The sequence below is a fragment of the Wolbachia endosymbiont (group A) of Philonthus cognatus genome, assembly GCF_947251755.1.
GTDB classification, from domain to species: domain Bacteria; phylum Pseudomonadota; class Alphaproteobacteria; order Rickettsiales; family Anaplasmataceae; genus Wolbachia; species Wolbachia pipientis.
Map to the genome: position 1 here is coordinate 994,333 of NZ_OX366388.1, position 18,543 is coordinate 1,012,875.

At 33.2% G+C, this 18,543-nt stretch carries 14 protein-coding genes and 4 pseudogenes; 11 read left to right on the forward strand and 7 right to left on the reverse strand.

The features are described from left to right. Positions 1-58 precede the first annotated feature (58 nt). On the reverse strand, positions 59-988 hold the full coding sequence (locus OPR21_RS04700; protein ID WP_265029659.1) for an Rpn family recombination-promoting nuclease/putative transposase: 930 nt from the start codon (positions 986-988) through the stop codon (positions 59-61). Between the two features lie 382 nt (positions 989-1,370). On the opposite strand from OPR21_RS04700, the pseudogene rnhA reads away from it, so the two are divergent. The 9 genes and pseudogenes from rnhA to wmk (OPR21_RS04745) all read left to right on the forward strand — a co-directional run. Next, positions 1,371-1,805, forward strand: a pseudogene (gene rnhA, locus OPR21_RS04705) (ribonuclease HI); the annotation flags it as partial. A gap of 92 nt (positions 1,806-1,897) precedes the next feature. Beyond that, positions 1,898-3,361 (forward strand): annotated as a pseudogene (gene mutL / locus OPR21_RS04710) (DNA mismatch repair endonuclease MutL); the annotation flags it as partial. 63 nt (positions 3,362-3,424) lie between these two features. Beyond that, positions 3,425-4,201: pseudogene (locus OPR21_RS04715) on the forward strand (IS5 family transposase). Beyond that, positions 4,200-4,610, forward strand: a pseudogene (locus tag OPR21_RS04720) (DNA mismatch repair endonuclease MutL); the annotation flags it as partial. The pseudogenes OPR21_RS04715 and OPR21_RS04720, both read left to right, overlap by 2 nt. Positions 4,611-4,678: 68 nt before the next feature. Beyond that, positions 4,679-5,608: a WO male-killing family protein Wmk gene (gene wmk, locus OPR21_RS04725; protein WP_265029660.1), complete on the forward strand. Its 930-nt coding sequence runs from the start codon at positions 4,679-4,681 to the stop codon at positions 5,606-5,608. A 171-nt stretch (positions 5,609-5,779) separates the two neighbouring features. Then, positions 5,780-6,436 (forward strand): JAB domain-containing protein, encoded by a 657-nt coding sequence (locus tag OPR21_RS04730; RefSeq protein WP_265029661.1) that lies wholly within the window; start codon positions 5,780-5,782, stop codon positions 6,434-6,436. Between the two features lie 91 nt (positions 6,437-6,527). Continuing rightward, a complete protein-coding gene (locus OPR21_RS04735; RefSeq protein WP_265029662.1) occupies positions 6,528-7,712 on the forward strand; it encodes a hypothetical protein in 1,185 nt (394 codons plus the stop codon). Between the two features lie 87 nt (positions 7,713-7,799). After that, the gene (gene wmk, locus OPR21_RS04740; protein WP_265029663.1) at positions 7,800-8,702 is read left to right on the forward strand and encodes a WO male-killing family protein Wmk; all 903 of its coding nucleotides are present in this window, start codon (positions 7,800-7,802) and stop codon (positions 8,700-8,702) included. Between the two features lie 38 nt (positions 8,703-8,740). After that, positions 8,741-9,655 carry a WO male-killing family protein Wmk gene (wmk, locus tag OPR21_RS04745; RefSeq protein WP_406829249.1) on the forward strand — a complete coding sequence of 305 codons (915 nt, stop codon included), beginning with the start codon at positions 8,741-8,743 and terminating at the stop codon, positions 9,653-9,655. A gap of 54 nt (positions 9,656-9,709) precedes the next feature. Here the strand turns inward: wmk (OPR21_RS04745) and OPR21_RS04750 are convergent, their stop codons facing one another. Then, positions 9,710-9,883: a hypothetical protein gene (locus OPR21_RS04750; RefSeq protein ID WP_265029665.1), complete on the reverse strand. Its 174-nt coding sequence runs from the start codon at positions 9,881-9,883 to the stop codon at positions 9,710-9,712. 254 nt (positions 9,884-10,137) lie between these two features. On the opposite strand from OPR21_RS04750, the gene OPR21_RS04755 reads away from it, so the two are divergent. Together OPR21_RS04755 and OPR21_RS04760 are read left to right on the forward strand one after the other, a co-directional pair. Further along, positions 10,138-11,037 carry a DMT family transporter gene (locus OPR21_RS04755; RefSeq protein ID WP_265029666.1) on the forward strand — a complete coding sequence of 300 codons (900 nt, stop codon included), beginning with the start codon at positions 10,138-10,140 and terminating at the stop codon, positions 11,035-11,037. 39 nt (positions 11,038-11,076) lie between these two features. Further along, positions 11,077-12,390, forward strand: a complete 1,314-nt coding sequence (locus tag OPR21_RS04760) for a UDP-glucose dehydrogenase family protein (RefSeq protein WP_265029667.1) — start codon at positions 11,077-11,079, stop codon at positions 12,388-12,390. A 10-nt stretch (positions 12,391-12,400) separates the two neighbouring features. Here OPR21_RS04760 and OPR21_RS04765 read toward each other — a convergent pair whose 3' ends face one another. From OPR21_RS04765 to OPR21_RS04785, 5 genes are all read right to left on the reverse strand, one after another. Continuing rightward, positions 12,401-13,546 (reverse strand): MFS transporter, encoded by a 1,146-nt coding sequence (locus tag OPR21_RS04765; protein ID WP_265029668.1) that lies wholly within the window; start codon positions 13,544-13,546, stop codon positions 12,401-12,403. A 140-nt stretch (positions 13,547-13,686) separates the two neighbouring features. Further along, entirely contained in the window at positions 13,687-14,730 is a 1,044-nt protein-coding gene (locus OPR21_RS04770; RefSeq protein ID WP_265029669.1) for a threonine aldolase family protein, read from the reverse strand. After that, positions 14,727-15,776 (reverse strand): threonine aldolase family protein, encoded by a 1,050-nt coding sequence (locus tag OPR21_RS04775; protein WP_265030308.1) that lies wholly within the window; start codon positions 15,774-15,776, stop codon positions 14,727-14,729. Before OPR21_RS04775 ends, OPR21_RS04770 begins: the two co-directional genes overlap by 4 nt. 1 nt (position 15,777) lies before the next feature. Further along, positions 15,778-17,553 (reverse strand): ABC transporter ATP-binding protein, encoded by a 1,776-nt coding sequence (locus tag OPR21_RS04780; RefSeq protein WP_265029670.1) that lies wholly within the window; start codon positions 17,551-17,553, stop codon positions 15,778-15,780. Beyond that, positions 17,554-18,543: a phytanoyl-CoA dioxygenase family protein gene (locus tag OPR21_RS04785; protein ID WP_320157063.1), complete on the reverse strand. Its 990-nt coding sequence runs from the start codon at positions 18,541-18,543 to the stop codon at positions 17,554-17,556. It lies immediately after the preceding gene.

An 18,543-nucleotide genomic window follows, 5' to 3' on the forward strand; every position in this document is an offset into this window, starting at 1 on the left:
GGGGTATGTTTAACTTAAGAAAGGTTTTCATAAATGTTGAAGTGAATAAGTAGGAATATTATGTTTTTTCTTTGAGTTGTGAAATTTCAGAATGAGAGAGACCAGTAATTTGAGCTATAACATCTATAGAAACACCGGCCTTGAGTGAGTTTTTTGCAACTTCAATTTTACCTTCAATTTTACCTTCAATTTTACCTTCAATTTTACCTTTTTGATGGCCGATTAGAATGCCTTTTTCTTCTCCAACCCTAACACCTTCATCAAATTTTTGAGCAAAAGCAGCCACTTCATCCATTAGACGTTTTTTCCTTTGCTCGTATGCTAGTAACTCTTCTTCTGACCAATTAAACTTATTCATCTCTTCATAAGCTCGTTTTATTATTACGTCACTACCAACTATCTTATCTAGATCCTCTTCCCTTGTTTCTCCTGCATAGCGAAAAAAGTAACACCATTTTTCTACTATATTTTCTAGTTGGTCTTCTTTTGTCTTTGTAAATTTTGGTAGTTCTATGAATACGAAGTAAAAATCCTTTAAGTCATGTTCAAAGCTATTTTGATCTAAAATGACATGATTAGATTTGTACTCAGCCTTATCTGGAAAAATAATACAATCAGCAACAGCTATGAAGATAATTTCCTTGAGATTATGATAATTATCACCTTGATCAGCTTGACTTGAGTACGCTTTAGCAGCATAATATTGAGCACGCTTTTCGAAGCCTTTGGTCTTAGTGAACTGCATTTCTATAATATATCTGGAACCTTGAGAGTCTTTACAAAGAACATCGACAATACTCTGCTTTTTAGCGGCAATTTCAGGGTCCAAAATGGTAGCCAAGAATTCAACATCGTGAATAGCAGCTAAGCCAGTGAAGCCTAAAATATCGTTCAAGAAATGAATAAGGATATCTTTATTCTTTTCAGTGCCAAATATTCTTTTAAAGGCATAATCATTGCGTGCATCAAGAAACTTCGAAAGAGCCATAAGAAAGTAAGATAAAAAGCATTAATAATTATACACAATTGTGAAGAAATATTCAACCCTTTTGTTTTTCTAAGCTTTGAATGTGTTGATGAAAAAAAACATCTGTCAAAGATCACCTGAGAATTACAGTTTAGGCTTTAGATGTAGTGTTAGTCATCGTTTTATAACTGCCTTAAAACCCTAGCAAATGAACTGATAAGCTATAAAAAGTTTCAAAAACACTTTGGTGTAGGCTCCAAAAAAAATGCGAGTACAAAGACTCAAATACGATTACCTAACATCGAGAGGACGGGCTCCCTACACCTTGTATATGATAAAGATCTTGAAACTTCATGTCAACATTTTCAGTAGCAAATTTACGTTGAATCTATATCCTGTAAGTATGGGCGAAAAAAAGAAGGTTATAATATATACAGATGGAGCATGTTCTGGAAATCCGGGGCCTGGTGGATGGGCAGCCGTGGTGATGTATGAAAATAAAAGTATCTTTATCAAAAAACGCATCTCTGGAGGTGAAGAAAACACAACGAATAACAAAATGGAGTTAAAGGCTGTGATTAACGGGCTAAAGATGTTGAAAGTTTCTTGCAAAGTTGTTTTACACACTGATAGTCAGTATATTAAACAAGGTATAACAGAGTGGATCAATAAGTGGAGAACAAATGGTTGGAAGACAGCCAATAAAAAATCAGTAAAAAACATTGAGTTATGGAAGGAATTGGATGAAATTGTCTTGCAGCATGATATTAACTGGAAGTGGGTTAAGGCTCACAGTGGTAATACCTATAATGAAGAGGCAGATAGACTTGCTAGAAAGGAATCTAAAAAGCTAAAATATAGAGATTGTGAGATCAAGAAATCACAAAAAAATAGAGGGAGCTCTAAGTTTCATAGATTGGAGGGAGTGTTATGGCAATAATTCTTTTAGACACAAAAACTATAAACCGTATAGCAGCAGGAGAGGTAATAGAAAGGCCAGCGAGTGTAGTAAAGGAATTAGTAGAAAATGCAATAGATGCTGGAAGTTCAGAGATAGAGATCAAAATAGAAAGTGGTGGACGTAACCTTATAACTGTGACAGATGATGGAAATGGAATAGAAAAGAACGATCTGGAACTAGCACTTATGAGGCATGCCACTTCAAAATTAAGTGATAGTGAGTTAATAGAGATCAGACATCTTGGCTTTAGAGGAGAGGCTCTGCCTTCAATTGCAGCAGTAAGCAGAATGAAATTATCATCTAAGGCAAGTGGAGCAAAGGAAGCATGGTCTATAAGATATGAGGGAGGAGAAAAAATAAGAGAGATTATCCCTTGTTCTTTGTTGCAAGGTACATATATTGAAATTCGTGACTTATTTTTTGCCACACCAAATAGATTAAAATTTCTAAAAACCGAGAGGGCAGAAACACAAAGCATTGTTGACATTGTAAATAACTTAGCAATGATTAACTATAGTATTGGGTTTACTCTCACTTCCGGTAATAAAAAGCTCTTAAAATATGTTAAGCAAACTTCATTATTTAACAGATTATGTGAAACAGAAGAAGAATTTCAGAGCAATTCGCTGGAAGTTAAAGAGGAAGAAGACGGCATCAAACTTACGGGACACATCTGTAAACCAACTATTAGTCGTGGTAATTCAACTCAGATCTATACGTTTGTTAATGGCAGGCCAATAAAAGACAATCTACTTATTGGTGCAATTCGATATGCGTATCAGGACTTTATTCCAAGTGGGAGGTATCCTTTTGCAGTGCTGCACTTAGAGATACCATACGATCAAGTAGATGTAAATGTGCATCCAAATAAATCAGAGGTAAGGTTTCAGAACAAGAGGCTAGTATATGAAATAGTGAGAAGAGGGCTAATAAAAGCGTTGTCAATGAGAATAGGTACCTCTTCAGTGAGTGATATTGATGGATCTAGGTGTCAAGGTATTGGAGAAGAACTGGGTGGTTCGTCTTTTGATGTTAGTGAAAGTCAAAGGAATAATGAGCGTGTTAATAATGGAAAAAGCAGAGAAGTAAAGGGTCGAAAAGAATTTTACGAAAGAAGGCCAAGTCCTTTTGAGAATCAGTTAATGAAAGAATTCAACTTGCCAAATGCAGGAGAGAAAGGCTTATCAGAACGGTCAGAATCATTTGACTATACTGGTATACAGAGATTACCACTACAAGCGGAGACTATGGTTCTAGAAAGGGAGCAAATTGATTTAATAGAGGATTATCCTCTGGGATATGCACGCTGTCAGGTCTACAATACTTACATTATTGCTGAGGCTGGAGATAGGCTGATTATAGTAGATCAACATGCAGCCTATGAGAGATTGATATACGAGTGCTTAACAAGCATAAAAAGACAAAAACTTCTCAGAACCTGTACATGATCTCAAGAAAGGAATAAACTAAGAGATAATATATATAAGTTAGGATATATGAGGAGTTTATACCCAAGTGATATAAGTCGGGAAAGATTTGAGATTATGTTACCAGATCTAGAGTCCTGTAGAAAAAAAACAAAACCAAGAAAACTTGATTTGTATGATGTATTTTGTGGAGTGTTATACGTTCTGAAAAGCGGTTGTCAGTGGAGAATGCTACCAAAAGAGTTTCCAAAATGGCGCAATTGTTACGACTATTTTAAGAAGTGGAGTGAAAAACCAGATGCAGATAAAGAAAGTGTTCTGGAGCTGGTGTTAAAAAAAAATAGTTGCGACAAAACAATGGTCGGAAAGAAAAAACCAGCTTCTGCATAATTGATGCACAGAGTGTAAAAAATGCAGATACTGCTGAAGAAAAAGGCTATGATGCAGGCAAAAAGATTTCAGGAATAAAACGCCATATTGCAGTAGATACGCAAGCATGCAATTTATATAACAACAGCAGAGATAACTGACCGTAGCAGTGCTGTGAGAATGGTCGAAAATGCAAAAGAAAACCTCTCGGGAGTTAAAAATGTACTGGTTGATGCAGGCTATACTGGAGAGAATTTTGCAACTCAAATAAAAACGATTATTGGTGCAACCGTTGAAGTGATAAAAAGAAATGAATTACATTCCTTTGTTGTATTGCCCAAAAGATGGGTTGTGGAGCGATCTTTTGCTTGGTTAGAAAAATGTAGAAGATTGTGGAAAAATTGTGAGCGAAAACTCAATACTAGCCTACAAATGGTCGTTCTGGCTTTCACTGCCTTACTTCTGAAAAGATTATGAACAGGCTCTCATTCCTGAAATAGTTGAAATTAAAAACCAAGCTGGAATGGAGATGGTTAAAACTTATAAAGATAAGCTTTTTGAAATGGGTTTTGGTATTGAAATAGAATCAGAAGATAAAGTAAGGGTAAAAGAAATACCTGCAATCTTGGGAACAATAGATATAAAAGAGATGCTAGTTGATATAGTAGATAAGTTAATGGAAATAGAAGATACGCTACCAATAGAGGATAAGGTGAACAAAATATCATCCATAATCGCTTGCCACGGGGCAGGAAGAAAAATGAAATTGGAAGAGATGAATGAGATACTAAGACAAATTGAGAAAACTCCATATTCTGATCACGGAAGACCAACGTATATAGAAATGAAACTAAGTGATATAGAAAAATTGTTTGAAAGGAGATGAGTTCAGTTTGTCAAAAAGGTTGCCAATTAAGTATACGTAACAGCTCTTCTGGTTATGGAGTATAAAATGTGAAAAAAGAGAATAAATGCTCTAATTTTTTAGATTACAAAGTAATAGGACAGGAAGTAAGAAATCGTAGATTAGCAAAGGGATATAGTCAAAAAGATTTAGCAAAAAAAATCGGTGTAACGTATCAAATAGTACTACAATATGAAAAAGGAACACGTAAAATTTCGATTGAAAAGTTGTATGCTATAGCAGAGATATTGTCGATTGGTATTGTAGACCTAATTCCTGTATCAAATGAAAAAATCTGTTTTGAAGATGAGGGAGAGGAAATATTAAATCTAGTAAGAAAATATAAAACGATTAATGATCAGGAATTACGTAGAATGTTTTGTTTACTAACCAAATTTGTTCAAGTTAGTGAGAAAAATAGTAAAAAAACGGAGAGAATAAAAATTGCAAAAGGTCTGGTTAAAGCAGGAGTTTCTGTTGATACTGTTTCAAAAACAATTGGTCTATCTGCTGATGAATGTGTTGAAGAAAAAACGGGTTCTATCTACTACCAAATAGGAAAAAAGATAAAAGAATGGAGACTAGTGCGGGAATATACTCAGAAGGATTTAGCAGAAAAAATGAGTACAACACGTGATGAAATAAGCAACTATGAGCAAGGACGTGTGGCCATTCCACTGGAAAAATTATATGCAATAGCAGAAACATTATCAATTAGCATTACAGATCTGCTCATAGAAGAAGATGAGATAGTAGAAAATGAACTACCTGATTTAATAAAAGAATACAAAAAGATTGAAAGTCAAGAACTACGTAATGCATTAATAAGATCTCTATTTGAAGGCATACGGATTTGCGAAGAAAAAGTGAAAAGAGCAGAAAAGATCAAAATTGCAAAAGACTTAGTAAAAAAAGGAATTTCTATCAATATTATTTTAAAAACAGTAGGCATCTCTTTAGACAAAATTCAACAAGTTTAAAATAAAAAAATCACCATATATTAATATCTTCACCTATTCATGAAAAAATAAGTAAAAAAGATTGAAAAATTGATTTGACTTCACTCGAAAGCTATGGCTCTATGCCAATGCTGATAAAAAAACAGCAGTAAATATTTAAAAAAAGTTTGTTGTTAGTGAAAGGTAAATTATATGAATAAAAGTAAAGAAGAAATCGAATTCAGAATATTAGAAAGCAAAGGCAAAGCACTACTTGATCGTGAAATAATGGAAACATTTCTAAGTGCAGTACATGAAAGGCCGCAAGCTCAAGAAATTGCTAAAAATCTGGTGAACACTTATACGGGAGTAGGAAGGATTTTAGGTAGAGAAATGGATGACCTGAAAGTTATAGAAGGAGTGACTGATTCTGCAGTAGCAATGATTATGTGTGTTAAGGAAACACTAGAAAGGGTACTGAAAGAAAAGCTTAAGAGTGAGCCAATAATGGACTTACAAGGGCTAGTAGAGTACTTAAACGTAAGTATAGGCCACTCAGAAAGGGAATGTGTAAAAATACTGTACTTGAATAAAAGGCACCAATTAATCGGAGAAGAATCCTATATTGGTGAAATGGAAAAAGCACCAGTATACATAAAGGAGATTATAAAAAAAGCATTAATAAAGAATGCAACATTAGTAATAATGTCACATAACCATCCTGGAGGAAGCTTAGAGCCTTCAGAAGAAGATCAAGCAGTAACAAAGAGCTTAGCAGCAGCGTGTAGTACTGTAAGCGTTAGATTATTTGATCACATTATCATCACAAGTGGTGGCTATTTTAGCTTTAGAGAAAACGGATTGTTATAGCAGAAAGTATTTGCAAATCTACTCACTATAATTTATAATGAGTAATAGAGTGTATAACAACTATACACTTAGAAAAATAGCGGAGGCTAATATGAATAATAAAATAATTGTACCTTTTAGTGATAAAGGGGGAGGTGTTTACGAGTTAAACGTTGATCTTGATAAATTGTCAAAAGGTGAGATGTTAAATGCTATTGTAGGAATTGGTCATGCTAACCAGCAGTCCACTTTTGTAAGCAAAATTGATAAGGCTAAAAAACCTGGAGAAGTGCCCTTCCCTAATAGAGACGTTCAAATCAACTACGGAAAGGGACTTGATTATATATATGGTACAAAACCTGTAAGTGATCAAGAAGATAAAAATCCATTTGCCTCAGCTTTGCAAAAAATAAAGCCAAATACAGAGAAGCTGAGCTGGTTTAAGAGTTCTATAGTAGAGGCAAAAAACGTAAATGAATTGCACAAAGTTATAGACAAAGTACTAGCTTCTGGAGCAAGGATAAATGCATGTAATGATGGAGAATGGAGCTTCGCGGAATATGTGATACTGGGCACACATTTTCATAAATTTGATAAGGCTGATCGTAAAAAGCTAATACGTAAATTAATGCTAAGTGGTGCAGAGTTTCATGATACTCTACTGCAGAATAAACTGATAGGTGAAATCTATAATGAGCTACAGCCAGAAGTTCAGCCACAGATAGATAAGCAACTAGAAGAGCTAGAGGAAGCTGGCGAAAATGCTGTGCAAGAAGGAGAATTAATAGATGTTGAGATAGATAATACAACATCGTATATAGAATTTTCTGGGAATAGTAAGGTAGAGGTAGCCAAAATACTGGAAGCAAACAGAAAGTTAGGAAGTAATATCTTAAAAATTGGTAATGATGCAGTTGAAGTTAAAAGTGAGAAGGGAGGTATAAGAAACTATACCGATATTTCAGATGGCAGCTCTATCATGTTAGAATTTCCTACAAGCATTGGTAAGCTAAATATTATATTGTACCACGATGTAAAAAAATATGATCAAGTACAAGTCAGAGTAGAAAACAAGGAAATGTGGGCTGAACTACAACAAAGAGGGGAAGAATTTGGAAAAAATTGCCTTTTTGCTGGAGTAAAACTTAAAGAAGCAGTAGAAAAGGGAAGTTTTATGAGATGTGGCATATGGAATAGCAAGCAGCTTATGAAGGAGGTTGATAGCCCAGGTGAAAAGCTGTCTTCATGGGTAGATAAAGTACGTGAAAAAAGTAAAGAAACTTGTAGGAAGCTTTAATTATGGCTAACTTTGAGGTTCCAGAGTTTACTGGAGCCTTAACAAAATTGAGCTATAGTAGAAAATATTATATGTAAGGTTCTTTGCGTGGAAAAAAGTCTAGACTATGAAGTAGGGAAAAAAGTAAAAAATTGGAGGTTAGAGCGAGGGTATACTCAGAAGGATTTAGCGAGGAAAATTGGTGTAAAGTACTGGGTGATACTGCAATATGAGAAAGGGAATCGTAGAGTTCCAATTGAAAGGTTATATGCTATAGCTGAGGCACTATCAATCAGTATTACCGATCTTATTCCTATATCAAAAAGCTGTCTTGAAGATGAGGGAGAGGAAATATTAGATCTAGTAAGAGAATATAAAAAGATTAATGATCAGGAGTTGCGTAGGATGTTTTGTTTGCTAACCAAATTTGTCCAAGTTAGTGAGAAAAGTAGTAGAAAATCGGAAAAAATAAAAATTGCAAAGGATCTGGTTAAAGCAGGAATTTCTATTGATATTGTTTCACAAGCAATTGGCCTCTCTGCTGATGAATGTGTTGAAGAAAAAGTTGGTTCTATATACTACCAAATAGGAAAAAAGATAAAAGAATGGAGACTAGTGCGGGAATATACTCAAAAAGATTTAGCAGAGAAAATGAATACAACCCGTCACGAAATAAGCAACTATGAGCAAGGAAGGACTTCTGTTCCACTTGATAAATTATATGGAATAGCAAAGGTGTTATCAATTAACATCATGGACCTACTTGAACTAACAGGAGATGAGATAGAAAATGAGCTACCTGATTTGATTAAAGAATACAAAGAAATTGAGAGCCAAGAACTACGTCATGCATTAAGAGAGTCTCTGTTTGAAGGTATAAGGATTTGTGAAGAAAAAGTGAGAAAAGCGGAAAGGATCAAAGTTGCAAAGGATCTAGTAAAAGGGGGAATTTCTATTGATATTATTTTGCAAGCGGTAGGTTTATCTATTGATATGGTTTTAGATGGATAGCTCGTGAAAAAATTATAGCAATAAAGTTTTTTTCTTAAATGGAGGTATATGTGTTTGTTTCTGCAAGCAATGTTAGTTATGGAATAGGACACAAAATAGAAAATTGTAGGTTAATGCGAGGTCATACTCAAATAGGATTAGCAAGTCAAATAGGTTTAACATACCAAGAAGTAAACAGCTATGAGAATGGCTATAGCGCTATTCCAATTGAAGTACTATATGTAATAGCAAGAGTGCTGTCAGTTAATGTTGTAGATCTATTACCTAAATCAATAACAGTAAGAGAGTATGAAGATGAAGACGAGGAAATACTCTATCTAGCAAAAATATATGAGAATCAAAAGTCAGGTAAAATAGTACCTTCATTAGTCAGGTTTGTCCATATTAGTGAAAAAATTAATCAAGAAGAAGCAAGGTTGGAAATAGCAAAAAATCTAGTGAAAGAAGGAGTTTCTACTGATATTATTTCCCAGGCAACGGGCTTATCTATTTACGAGTATGATAATACAGAGAAAGAAATCTGCACTGATTCTATATATTACAGAATAGGGCAAAGAATAAGAGAATGGAGATTGATAAAAAGGTATACTCAAAAAGATTTAGCAAACAAAGTTGGTTTAACACTCAAGGAAATACACGAATATGAAAAAGGGTATACTGCCATATCATTAGATAAATTATATGAAATAGCAGGAGAATTATCAGTGAATATTAAAGTTCTGCTACCTAAAACAAGAGAAAGCAAAAAGCTATTGAGTTTAATGGATGAGTACAGAGAAGATGAGACTCAAGAATCACTAGTCAAATCTCTATCTGAAAGTATGAAAAATGGAAAGGAAAAAGTTAAAAAAGCAGAGAAAATCAGGGTTGCGAAAAATCTAGCAAAGGCAGGTGTTGCAATTGATATTATTGTGCGAGCAAGTGACCTAACTGCTGATGAGTGTGAAAATTGAATTGTGTTAAAGACGGTACTGAGAAACAGTATATTAAGATATAAGTAAAGATGGTTACGTATTTAATACATCTATTCTGAAAATTTGTTTAGCTGACTCAACTGAAGCATTTTCATAAAGTTTTGCTGCTAATTTGCTTGTTTGATAACTTTCTTTAACGTCTTCACAGCTAACACTGAAAACACATATTGCTAATGCTAGCAGAGGAGCAGTTGGTAAAATCGCCACAGCCGTCAGTACTCCCGATTACTTTTCCTGATAATGTGATAGTATCCGCAAGTATTATCATATATTACAAAAAAATCAGTTAGCATTTCTGTTTATTAAAATTATACAATAAAGCTGCATTTTATATAATACTTCTCAAATTATTTCTACTAAATATTTATGAATATGGTTAAACAGTAGATAGAGGAAACCTTTTCTATTATTGATCTTTTGTACAGTAAAGTTATCTCATAAAATATTAAATTTGGAGTTTTATGGATCACAGACTAAGAGCTTATTTGCTTGGAGTTACCTGGTTTATACTCAGTTTACTTAGTAGTGTAGTTAATGATACTATATCAAAGTGTCTCGGTTTACACCTTCAAAGTTTTGAGATAATCTTTTTCCGTTTTTTATTTAGCACTATTACTCTTATACCTTTTATATTTTACTATGGAATAGGAGTTTGTAAAACAAGTCGAATATCTATTCAAATAACTAGAGGTGCATTGTTGTTTTGTGGAATGACCTTATGGACCTATGGGTTGACTATTTGCCCAATAGTAACTGCAACAATTATAGGTTTCTCAATACCATTATTTGTTATGCTTCTTGCAATTCCTTTTCTGGAAGAAAATATAATTTGGCAAAGATGGGTAGTAGCTGTCATTGGTTTTATTGGTATTGCTATTACTACTAAAGCTTATAGTGAGGATTTTAATCCTAAAATTCTTATTTTTATTGTATCTGCATTAATCTTCGCTATACTAGATGTACTTAATAAGAAGCTTGTAATGAAGGAGACAATAATAAGTATATTATTTTACTCAGCTCTAACAACAACAATTTTTTCCACTCCATCTTTGTTATTTTATTGGCATATGCCTTCCTTGTTGGAGTTAGTATTACTGCTGATTTTAGAAATAAGTTCAAACCTAATTCTGTTCTTCATGTTAAAAGCTTTTGCTCTTACTGATGCCACTGCACTTGCACCGTATAGATACATAGAGCTAATAATTTCTGCAATAGTAGCATACGTTATATTTAATGAATTACCTGATAAAAGTGCTTTATATGGTACTTTGATATTAATACCATCAACCTTATTTATAGCTTATTCGGAAGGTAAGGCAATTAAGAAAAATAATGTAACAACAAAAGTTTATAATTGTTAATGGTATTTATTTTAGATGCTAAGCTATATTTTTAAGGTAATGCACATAACTATTATAGGAGTAGGGTATGTAGGCTTAGTATCTGGTACAATGTTATCGGAGCAGGGCCATAAAGTTGATTGCATTGACATAAATACTGAGAAGATTGAACTTTTGAAATCAGGGAAAATTCCCTTATATGAACCTGAATTAGCAGATTATTTAGAGAATAATATAAAGTCACAAAGGATAAGATTTTTTGATTCGTATTCTCAAATAAATCCCAATACAGAAGTAGTATTTGTAACTGTAGATACTCCATCAGACTCCCTAGGAAATGCAAATTTAAAGAATGTATATAATGCAGTAAGTGAAGTTTCTGAGAGAGTTAATCAAGATTGCTTAATAGTGATAAAGTCAACTGTTCCTCCTGGTACTGCAGAAAATATACATAATTATTTATCTAATAAGGGCTATAACTTTGATTTAGGAGTTAATCCAGAGTTTCTCAAGCAAGGCTCTGCAGTATCAGATTTTTTATACCCAAATAGGATAATAATAGGAGTAAAAACTAAGCTAGCTAGGGCAAAACTAGAAGTTATATATAGATCATTTATAGATAAGAATATTCCGTTAATAGTCACTGATACAGTTACTGCTGAAATGATTAAATATGCTTCTAATACTTTTCTAGCAACAAAGGTTGCTTTTATCAATGAGATGGCAGGTTTATGTGAGCTATTAGGAGCAGACATTGACCTTTTAGCTAACAGTATGGGAATGGACCATAGAATAGGTAAGGAATTTCTCAAAGCTGGTCCAGGATTTGGAGGATCATGTTTTCCTAAAGATTTGTCAGCTTTAATAAGGCTTGCTGAAGACCATAATGTTAAGCTACAAATTTTAAATTCAGTTAAGGAATCTAACTATAATCATATAACAAACATTGCTAAAAAGGTAGAATATGTATTAAATGGAGTCCAAAATAAAAAAATAGCAATATGGGGGCTAACTTTTAAGTCTGGTACTGATGATGTAAGAAATAGCCCAGCTATAGATATTGTACAATTGTTAGTGAATAACAATGCTAAAATTACTGCATATGACCCAATGGGGATGGATAATGCTAGGCAAGTTCTAAAGGATATAGAGTACGCGGACAATGCTATAGGGGCTACAAGGGACGCGGAAGCCTTGTTATTGTTAACGGAGTGGAAAGAATTTAAAAATCAAGATTTTTTAATCTTAAAGGATGCTATGGCTACACCTAATATCTTTGACTTTCGTAACTTGTTAGATAATGAATTGCTACTAGGATATGGCTATAACGTTTATTCCCTGGGTAAAAAATTATCTACAAAGTTTAACTGTTGAGAAATGTTTTCTACACCGCTTTACTTAGTTTTTTAAGGTCTTTGCTTGATAGTATGGAAAAGAAAACGAGTGCAACAACAGAGCAAATGGAAAAAAATGAAAACATAATACTGTTACCAAAGTGCTTAACAAGTACTCCTAAGAGCACGCATGAAAATATTGAACTTGCAATATACCCAAATAATCCTGTTAAGCTTACAATTGCACATACATTATTTTGTGGAGCAATTTCTACAGCTATAACACCTGTCAGTACTTGAACTCCAAATATAAAGAATCCTGATAAGATTGCACCAAGGTTCATAAGAATTATGTTTTGGCCAAAGTTCATTGCAATAAAAGTGAGTGCTATACCCAACATGTAAAGTAATGCCAGCAAGCTTCTATTTTGAAAAAAGTACATATCACTAATTCTTCCTGTGATTAAAGTTCCAAGGATTCCACCTAAATCATATACACCTGTTATTAGTGAGGATTGTACAAGAGAAATTTGTAATTTATCCTTTAAAATTATAGGAAACCAAAAGAAGATTCCCATTTTTATAATATAAGCACAAAAAGTAGCACAACATAGAAACCATATGGAACTTTTCACTTTGACACCTATCTGAGATTTCTGCACCTTATAATAGGTAGTAAAGTTGGCACTTTCTTTATAATATGCTTTTAATATTATATAAATTCCAAAAAGTAAGCATAAGAGACCAGAGTACAAAAATGCACTTTTTGCATCATATATTTTGATTATACTTGGTAATACAATTAAAGTAATACAAGAACCAAGTTGCTGAGATGCACTCATAACTCCCCATGATGATGCAATTGAAGAGATGCTAGAGTTTGTAACCATAAACTTGGTAATAGCTGGCCAACCTAACCCTTGTGTCCAAGCTAATAATATTAATGTTAACAGTAATAAAGTTAGATTATTATATGATAAAGTTATACCAATGGTTAATAATCCAGTTGCAATATTGCATAGCCCAAACATAAATAATGGATTATTTTTGGAATCCATGATTATTCCATTAACGAATTTTGATACTCCATAAAAAAAAGAAAAGCAGGCAAAAAAATAGCTTAATTTTACATGGTCAGTATCTATTAACAGTGGTAGAGCAATTGGTATACTTTGTCTTGATAAATAAAGCAGCATATATCCACAGAAGAATAGTAAATATTGAAAGAAGACAAAGTTCACACCTATTCCCAAATAGCTCTATGCAGATGCTAGCATAATACTATATTGGTATAATATTATTTGACAAGAAGTTTGCAAACAATTAGTGCAGAAAATTACTTACTTAGTATCTTTCTTATAGCAGATACAGTAGTATTAATATCTTCATAGCTTATATCTCTATGTGTTATAGCTCTGATTTTACCTCTTATGTTAGCCATTCTAATTCCATAATTTGTAACTAGTACGTTTATTAATTCTTGAGTAGATATACAATTAGTACGTAATGAAAAATACGCTATATTAGTTTTGTATAGGTCGATATCAATTATAACTTGATCTATGGAGTCTAGGCCTTCTATAAGGTGCTGCATCTTTTTATGATCTTCCTCTAAACAATTTATATTATTATGTAAAGCATATAAACATGCAGCTGAAATAATGCCAGCTTGGTGCATACCTCCGCCAATTTGAAACTTATAGTACCAAGCTTTTTCAATAAACTCTTCACTTCCAAGCAATATTGCGCCCATTGGAGCACCTAATCCTTTACTAAAATCAATGAATACCGAATCAAAATAACTTGCATACTCCTTTGGAGATATTTTAGTATGAGCACAAGCGTTGAACAGTCTTGCTCCATCTAAATGAGTGAATACGTCATTCTCTTTGCAGAGACTTGAGATCTCTTGAATATATTCTAAAGGCCACACAGCTCCACCACCAAAATTTGTCGTTTGTTCGATAGAAACAAGCCCAACTCTCGGAATATTTCTTAAGCTAGGACGAGTAATAAACTCAACAATTTGTTCTTCAGTAAATATTCCTCTCGTACCTTTGATGGGCAAAGGAGTGGCATGTGCCTGGGCTGCGATCAAGCCAGATTGTACTATGAGCGGATGTGAAGTTTCATCAAGCAGCAAGTAATCACCAGGTCTTTGAATGTGTACTTTATAAGCAATTACATTGGACATCGTTCCTGAAATCAAAAAGATTCCTGCAGGTTTACCTAATATTTTACATGCGGTTGCCACTAATTCGTTCACAGTTGGATCTTCACATGCGGCTTCGTTTCCAACTTTTGCTTTAGCCATCGCTTCCCTCATTTTAGCTGAAGGGTCAGTGTTTGAATCGCTAAAGAAATCTATTTTTATTCTCATATTAAATTTAACACAACCTCCTTTATAATTTCAGCAGCTTTCATGATGTCTGTTTCCTTTGTGCCAAGATGGGTAACTGCTCTTATATGAGACTCGAGCCAAGGAAAAAGCAATAAACCATAAGCTTGGCACTTACTCAAGAAAACCTCATTAGTTACATTTAGTGCTTTTATACTAAAGCTTACTATATTAGTTTCTGGATAAGGTAGTACCAGTTTTATGTGTGGAATTTCCTTAATCTTGTCTGCAAACAGTTTGGCGAGTTTATTGTCTTCTTTAAGCCTAGAAATATTGTTCTGTAGTACATACTTTGCTGCATTAGCACAATACCCTATCTGATGATAACCACTACCTAGCCAAACCTGTAGCTTTTTAGCCCTTTCAATTATCTCTCTTTTACCCATAAGCATTGAACCAAAAGGAGCGCCAAGTCCTTTAGTAAAAGAAAAGCTCATTGTATCCACATATTTAGCATAATCTGCTAAAGCAATATTTGTTTCGATATGAGCATTAAATATTCTTGCACCGTCTAAATGAAGATTTACATTGTGAGCTTTTAAAAAGTGATATAACTCGACTTGTTTTTCAAAAGGATAAATTTTACCATTAAACCCATTTATACTATTTTCTATAGAAATAAGACTGACCTGAGCAAAAATTTTATACCTCGGCTTAGAATTAATAGCATATTCTACTTCAGCAACATCTAAGATTCCGCTATTATTTCTAATACAATTAAATACGATATTATTTACTTTTGCATTGCCTGCACTATCGAAAAAATTAACGTGATAATTATAATGAGTTATTAGTTCATCACCAGGACTTGTTTGACTGGCAATGGCTAATCTATTTGCAAGCATACCGCTGGTTACAAATAATGCTTCTTCTACTTTGAATAATTGTTTGCAATATTCTGATAAGTCATTACAGCTTTTGTCTTCACCATAAGCAAAATCTCCAACAGTTGCATTACTTATTGCATGTATAACGTTGGAGCTCTGCAGAGTTGTAGTGTCACTTCTCAGATCAATAATTTTTTCCATCTTATTTTTTGCCATTCAAACAACCAATTTGAGCATTCCAAAGTTCCTTGTAAAGACCTTGCTTAGAAACTAATTCAGCATGTTTACCATCTTGGACAATTTTTCCTTTGTTAAATACTAGAATTCGGTCCATGTGTAAAAGTGTAGAAATACGGTGTGCTATAGTAATCGTAGTTTTATTTTGCATCAGTTTAAATAAACTCATTTGAATTGTTTTTTCTGTTATAGAATCTAACTGACTAGTTGGTTCATCAAGAAATAATATTGGAGCGTTTTTTAAAAATGCCCTTGCTATTATTATTCTTTGTCTTTCTCCTCCAGATAGCTTGATGCCTTTTTCTCCAACTGTAGTTCCATATTGATCTGGTAGAGTCATAATAAAATCGTGAATACCAGCTAGCTTTGCAGCTCTCATTATTTCTTCTATAGTAGATTGAAGTTTACCATATATGATGTTTGCTAAAATAGTATCATGAAATAACAATGGGTCTTGAGGTATTACAGATATTTGTTGCCTCAAAGAACTCTGTGTAACTTCTGATACTATTTGATTATCAATCTGTATATTACCTTTTTTAACATCAAATAGCCTTAGAATTAAGTTTATAAAAGTAGATTTACCACCTCCAGAATAACCAACTAGACCTACCTTTTCGCAAGGATTAATGGTAACTGAGAAATCTTGAAATAATGGCTCCTGACCTTCATAAGAAAAAGAAACATTATTAAACGTTATTCTTCCACTTAATAAATTTAATTCTTTAGCATTTTTCTTATCTTGAATTTCTGGTACAGTAGTCAAGATTGGCAATGCATCTGAAACTTTGCCGAAATGAGTAGAAAATTGCGTAAGATTCCTAGTTAGATGGTTAAGAAACTCTATAATCGATATATTAATTCCAAGTACAAGAGCAATATCTCCTATTGCAACTTTGTTCAATTGATAGTCATAAATTAAAAAGTATAAGTTTACTGCTTGGAGTATATCAAATGAATAGCCATATATAAACCAAAGACAAAAGTATGCCCATTGTAATTTTCTCTCTGCAATAGTTCTTTTCTTGCATATTTGAAAAAATTTGTGTCTCTCATGTGCTTGCTGAGAAAATAGCCTTACTGATATAACATTTAAAATACTATCTGCTATACTAGCTATTACTTGTGAATTTTGTTTAGAGTAATTATCAGCTAGTTCAGTAAGTACACGAAAGCTGAAAATCGATACTAAAATAAAAATGCTTACCCAAGTGAATGTAGCGATTGCAAATTTTATGTTTACTAATGATAAGGTATAAATAGCTAAGACTAATGCTATGCTGTAACCGAAAAAACAATCTATAAGCAATCTTATTAACTCTATCACACTATCCATTAAGTTACTGGCCTTATGTACTAAACTTCCGGATAAATTGTTCTGATAATAGGAATGGTCTTGTTGGAGTAGCCTACAAAAAGACATATCAGCTATTTTTTGACGCATTAAGGTAAACATTCGAATGTCAACAAAATAGCCATAGAATCTAAAAGCAGTAGTGATAAGTAATGCCATACCAAGATAAGCGCTTACAGGTAATAAAAGATTTTCAATTACATTACCTTCCTGATATTTTACAGCTGTATCTAGAATATTTTTTACTAAATACTTTCTAAAAGACAAATCAACAGCTACCACCAGAGCAACTAAAGACATTATAAGTACATTAAGCTTGAATTTAGATACTATATTCAAGATGAACATCAATACACATTTGAAGCTATCAACTCTACTTCTGTTCATTTACAATGCTAGCTCCACTACGTTGACTTTTTTATTGAGAAATACAAGTAGTGAAAACCATAAATTTTTGTATATTTTTCCTGAGATGTCTCCAGCATCATGTAGTGCTGATGCTCGATTCAGAATAAGTAGCTTATATAAATCTCGCTTAGCCTCAGTAGTGTCGATCTCAGAAATATTTGTAGTTGTATCTGTAATAAAGGCTAACCAGCTCTTGATAAGTTCTTCCATGTTTTTTGCTTTTATACTTTCCTGGTAGCCAAACAATGACAAGCATTCTCTCAGTATAGATTCTGTTAACTCACCACAATTGAGTATACCAAAAACTGAAGGCTGAGGTTTTGGCACATAGGGAAGGTCTTGATCTTTTATAATCCACCTTGTTACATAAGCAAATCTATCTTTAGCATCTGTATTCTTATCACTACCATGCCATAACCGTGAATCAAAAATTATCGCATCTCCTGCTGAAATAGGTAGTGACTTAATTTTGTAATTTTCTCGGTTGTTTGAGTACTGATCAAAAAAATATGGGTACCAAAAATCAACTAAAGGCTGTATTTCCCATTTATGACTGTTTTCTATAATTTGTAGTGCACCTGAAGTTTCACTTACATTATTCAAAGCTAACCAAACGGAAAAGTGGTAAGGATCATTGAAACTATAGGAGATGTCTTGGTGGAAGGGAACTGCATCTATTAAATCAGCAGTTTTACATATAACATTTGATTTTTTCTGCAGTATCTGACACTGAAGTGACTTTTCAAGGTAATTTTTAATAATTTTATCTAATGCTTGAGATATAATTCTAGTTACTTGAGATAACATGCCCCATCTGCCGGTACAGTTTAAGTAGTCAGAAGTTGAAACACTTATTTCTTGGGATAGCTCTGATATCTTATTTGTTATATCACTTAAAGACTGAGTTATTAGCTTTAAAGGAACCAGATTTTTGATAATAAAAAAACCATTTTTTTGTAGTATTTCCAT

What these genes read in the sequence shown, in the direction of transcription:
- OPR21_RS04760 (WP_265029667.1), top strand. Translation starts at nt 11,077, where the DNA reads ATGCACATAACTATTATAGGAGTAGGGTATGTAGGCTTAGTATCTGGT.
- OPR21_RS04775 (WP_265030308.1), bottom strand. Translation starts at nt 15,776, where the DNA reads ATGGAAAAAATTATTGATCTGAGAAGTGACACTACAACTCTGCAGAGC.
- OPR21_RS04785 (WP_320157063.1), bottom strand. Translation starts at nt 18,543, where the DNA reads ATGGAAATACTACAAAAAAATGGTTTTTTTATTATCAAAAATCTGGTT.
- OPR21_RS04755 (WP_265029666.1), top strand. Translation starts at nt 10,138, where the DNA reads ATGGATCACAGACTAAGAGCTTATTTGCTTGGAGTTACCTGGTTTATA.
- OPR21_RS04735 (WP_265029662.1), top strand. Translation starts at nt 6,528, where the DNA reads ATGAATAATAAAATAATTGTACCTTTTAGTGATAAAGGGGGAGGTGTT.
- OPR21_RS04765 (WP_265029668.1), bottom strand. Translation starts at nt 13,546, where the DNA reads ATGCTGCTTTATTTATCAAGACAAAGTATACCAATTGCTCTACCACTG.
- OPR21_RS04770 (WP_265029669.1), bottom strand. Translation starts at nt 14,730, where the DNA reads ATGAGAATAAAAATAGATTTCTTTAGCGATTCAAACACTGACCCTTCA.
- wmk (WP_406829249.1), top strand. Translation starts at nt 8,741, where the DNA reads ATGGAGGTATATGTGTTTGTTTCTGCAAGCAATGTTAGTTATGGAATA.
- OPR21_RS04700 (WP_265029659.1), bottom strand. Translation starts at nt 988, where the DNA reads ATGGCTCTTTCGAAGTTTCTTGATGCACGCAATGATTATGCCTTTAAA.
- OPR21_RS04780 (WP_265029670.1), bottom strand. Translation starts at nt 17,553, where the DNA reads ATGAACAGAAGTAGAGTTGATAGCTTCAAATGTGTATTGATGTTCATC.
- OPR21_RS04730 (WP_265029661.1), top strand. Translation starts at nt 5,780, where the DNA reads ATGAATAAAAGTAAAGAAGAAATCGAATTCAGAATATTAGAAAGCAAA.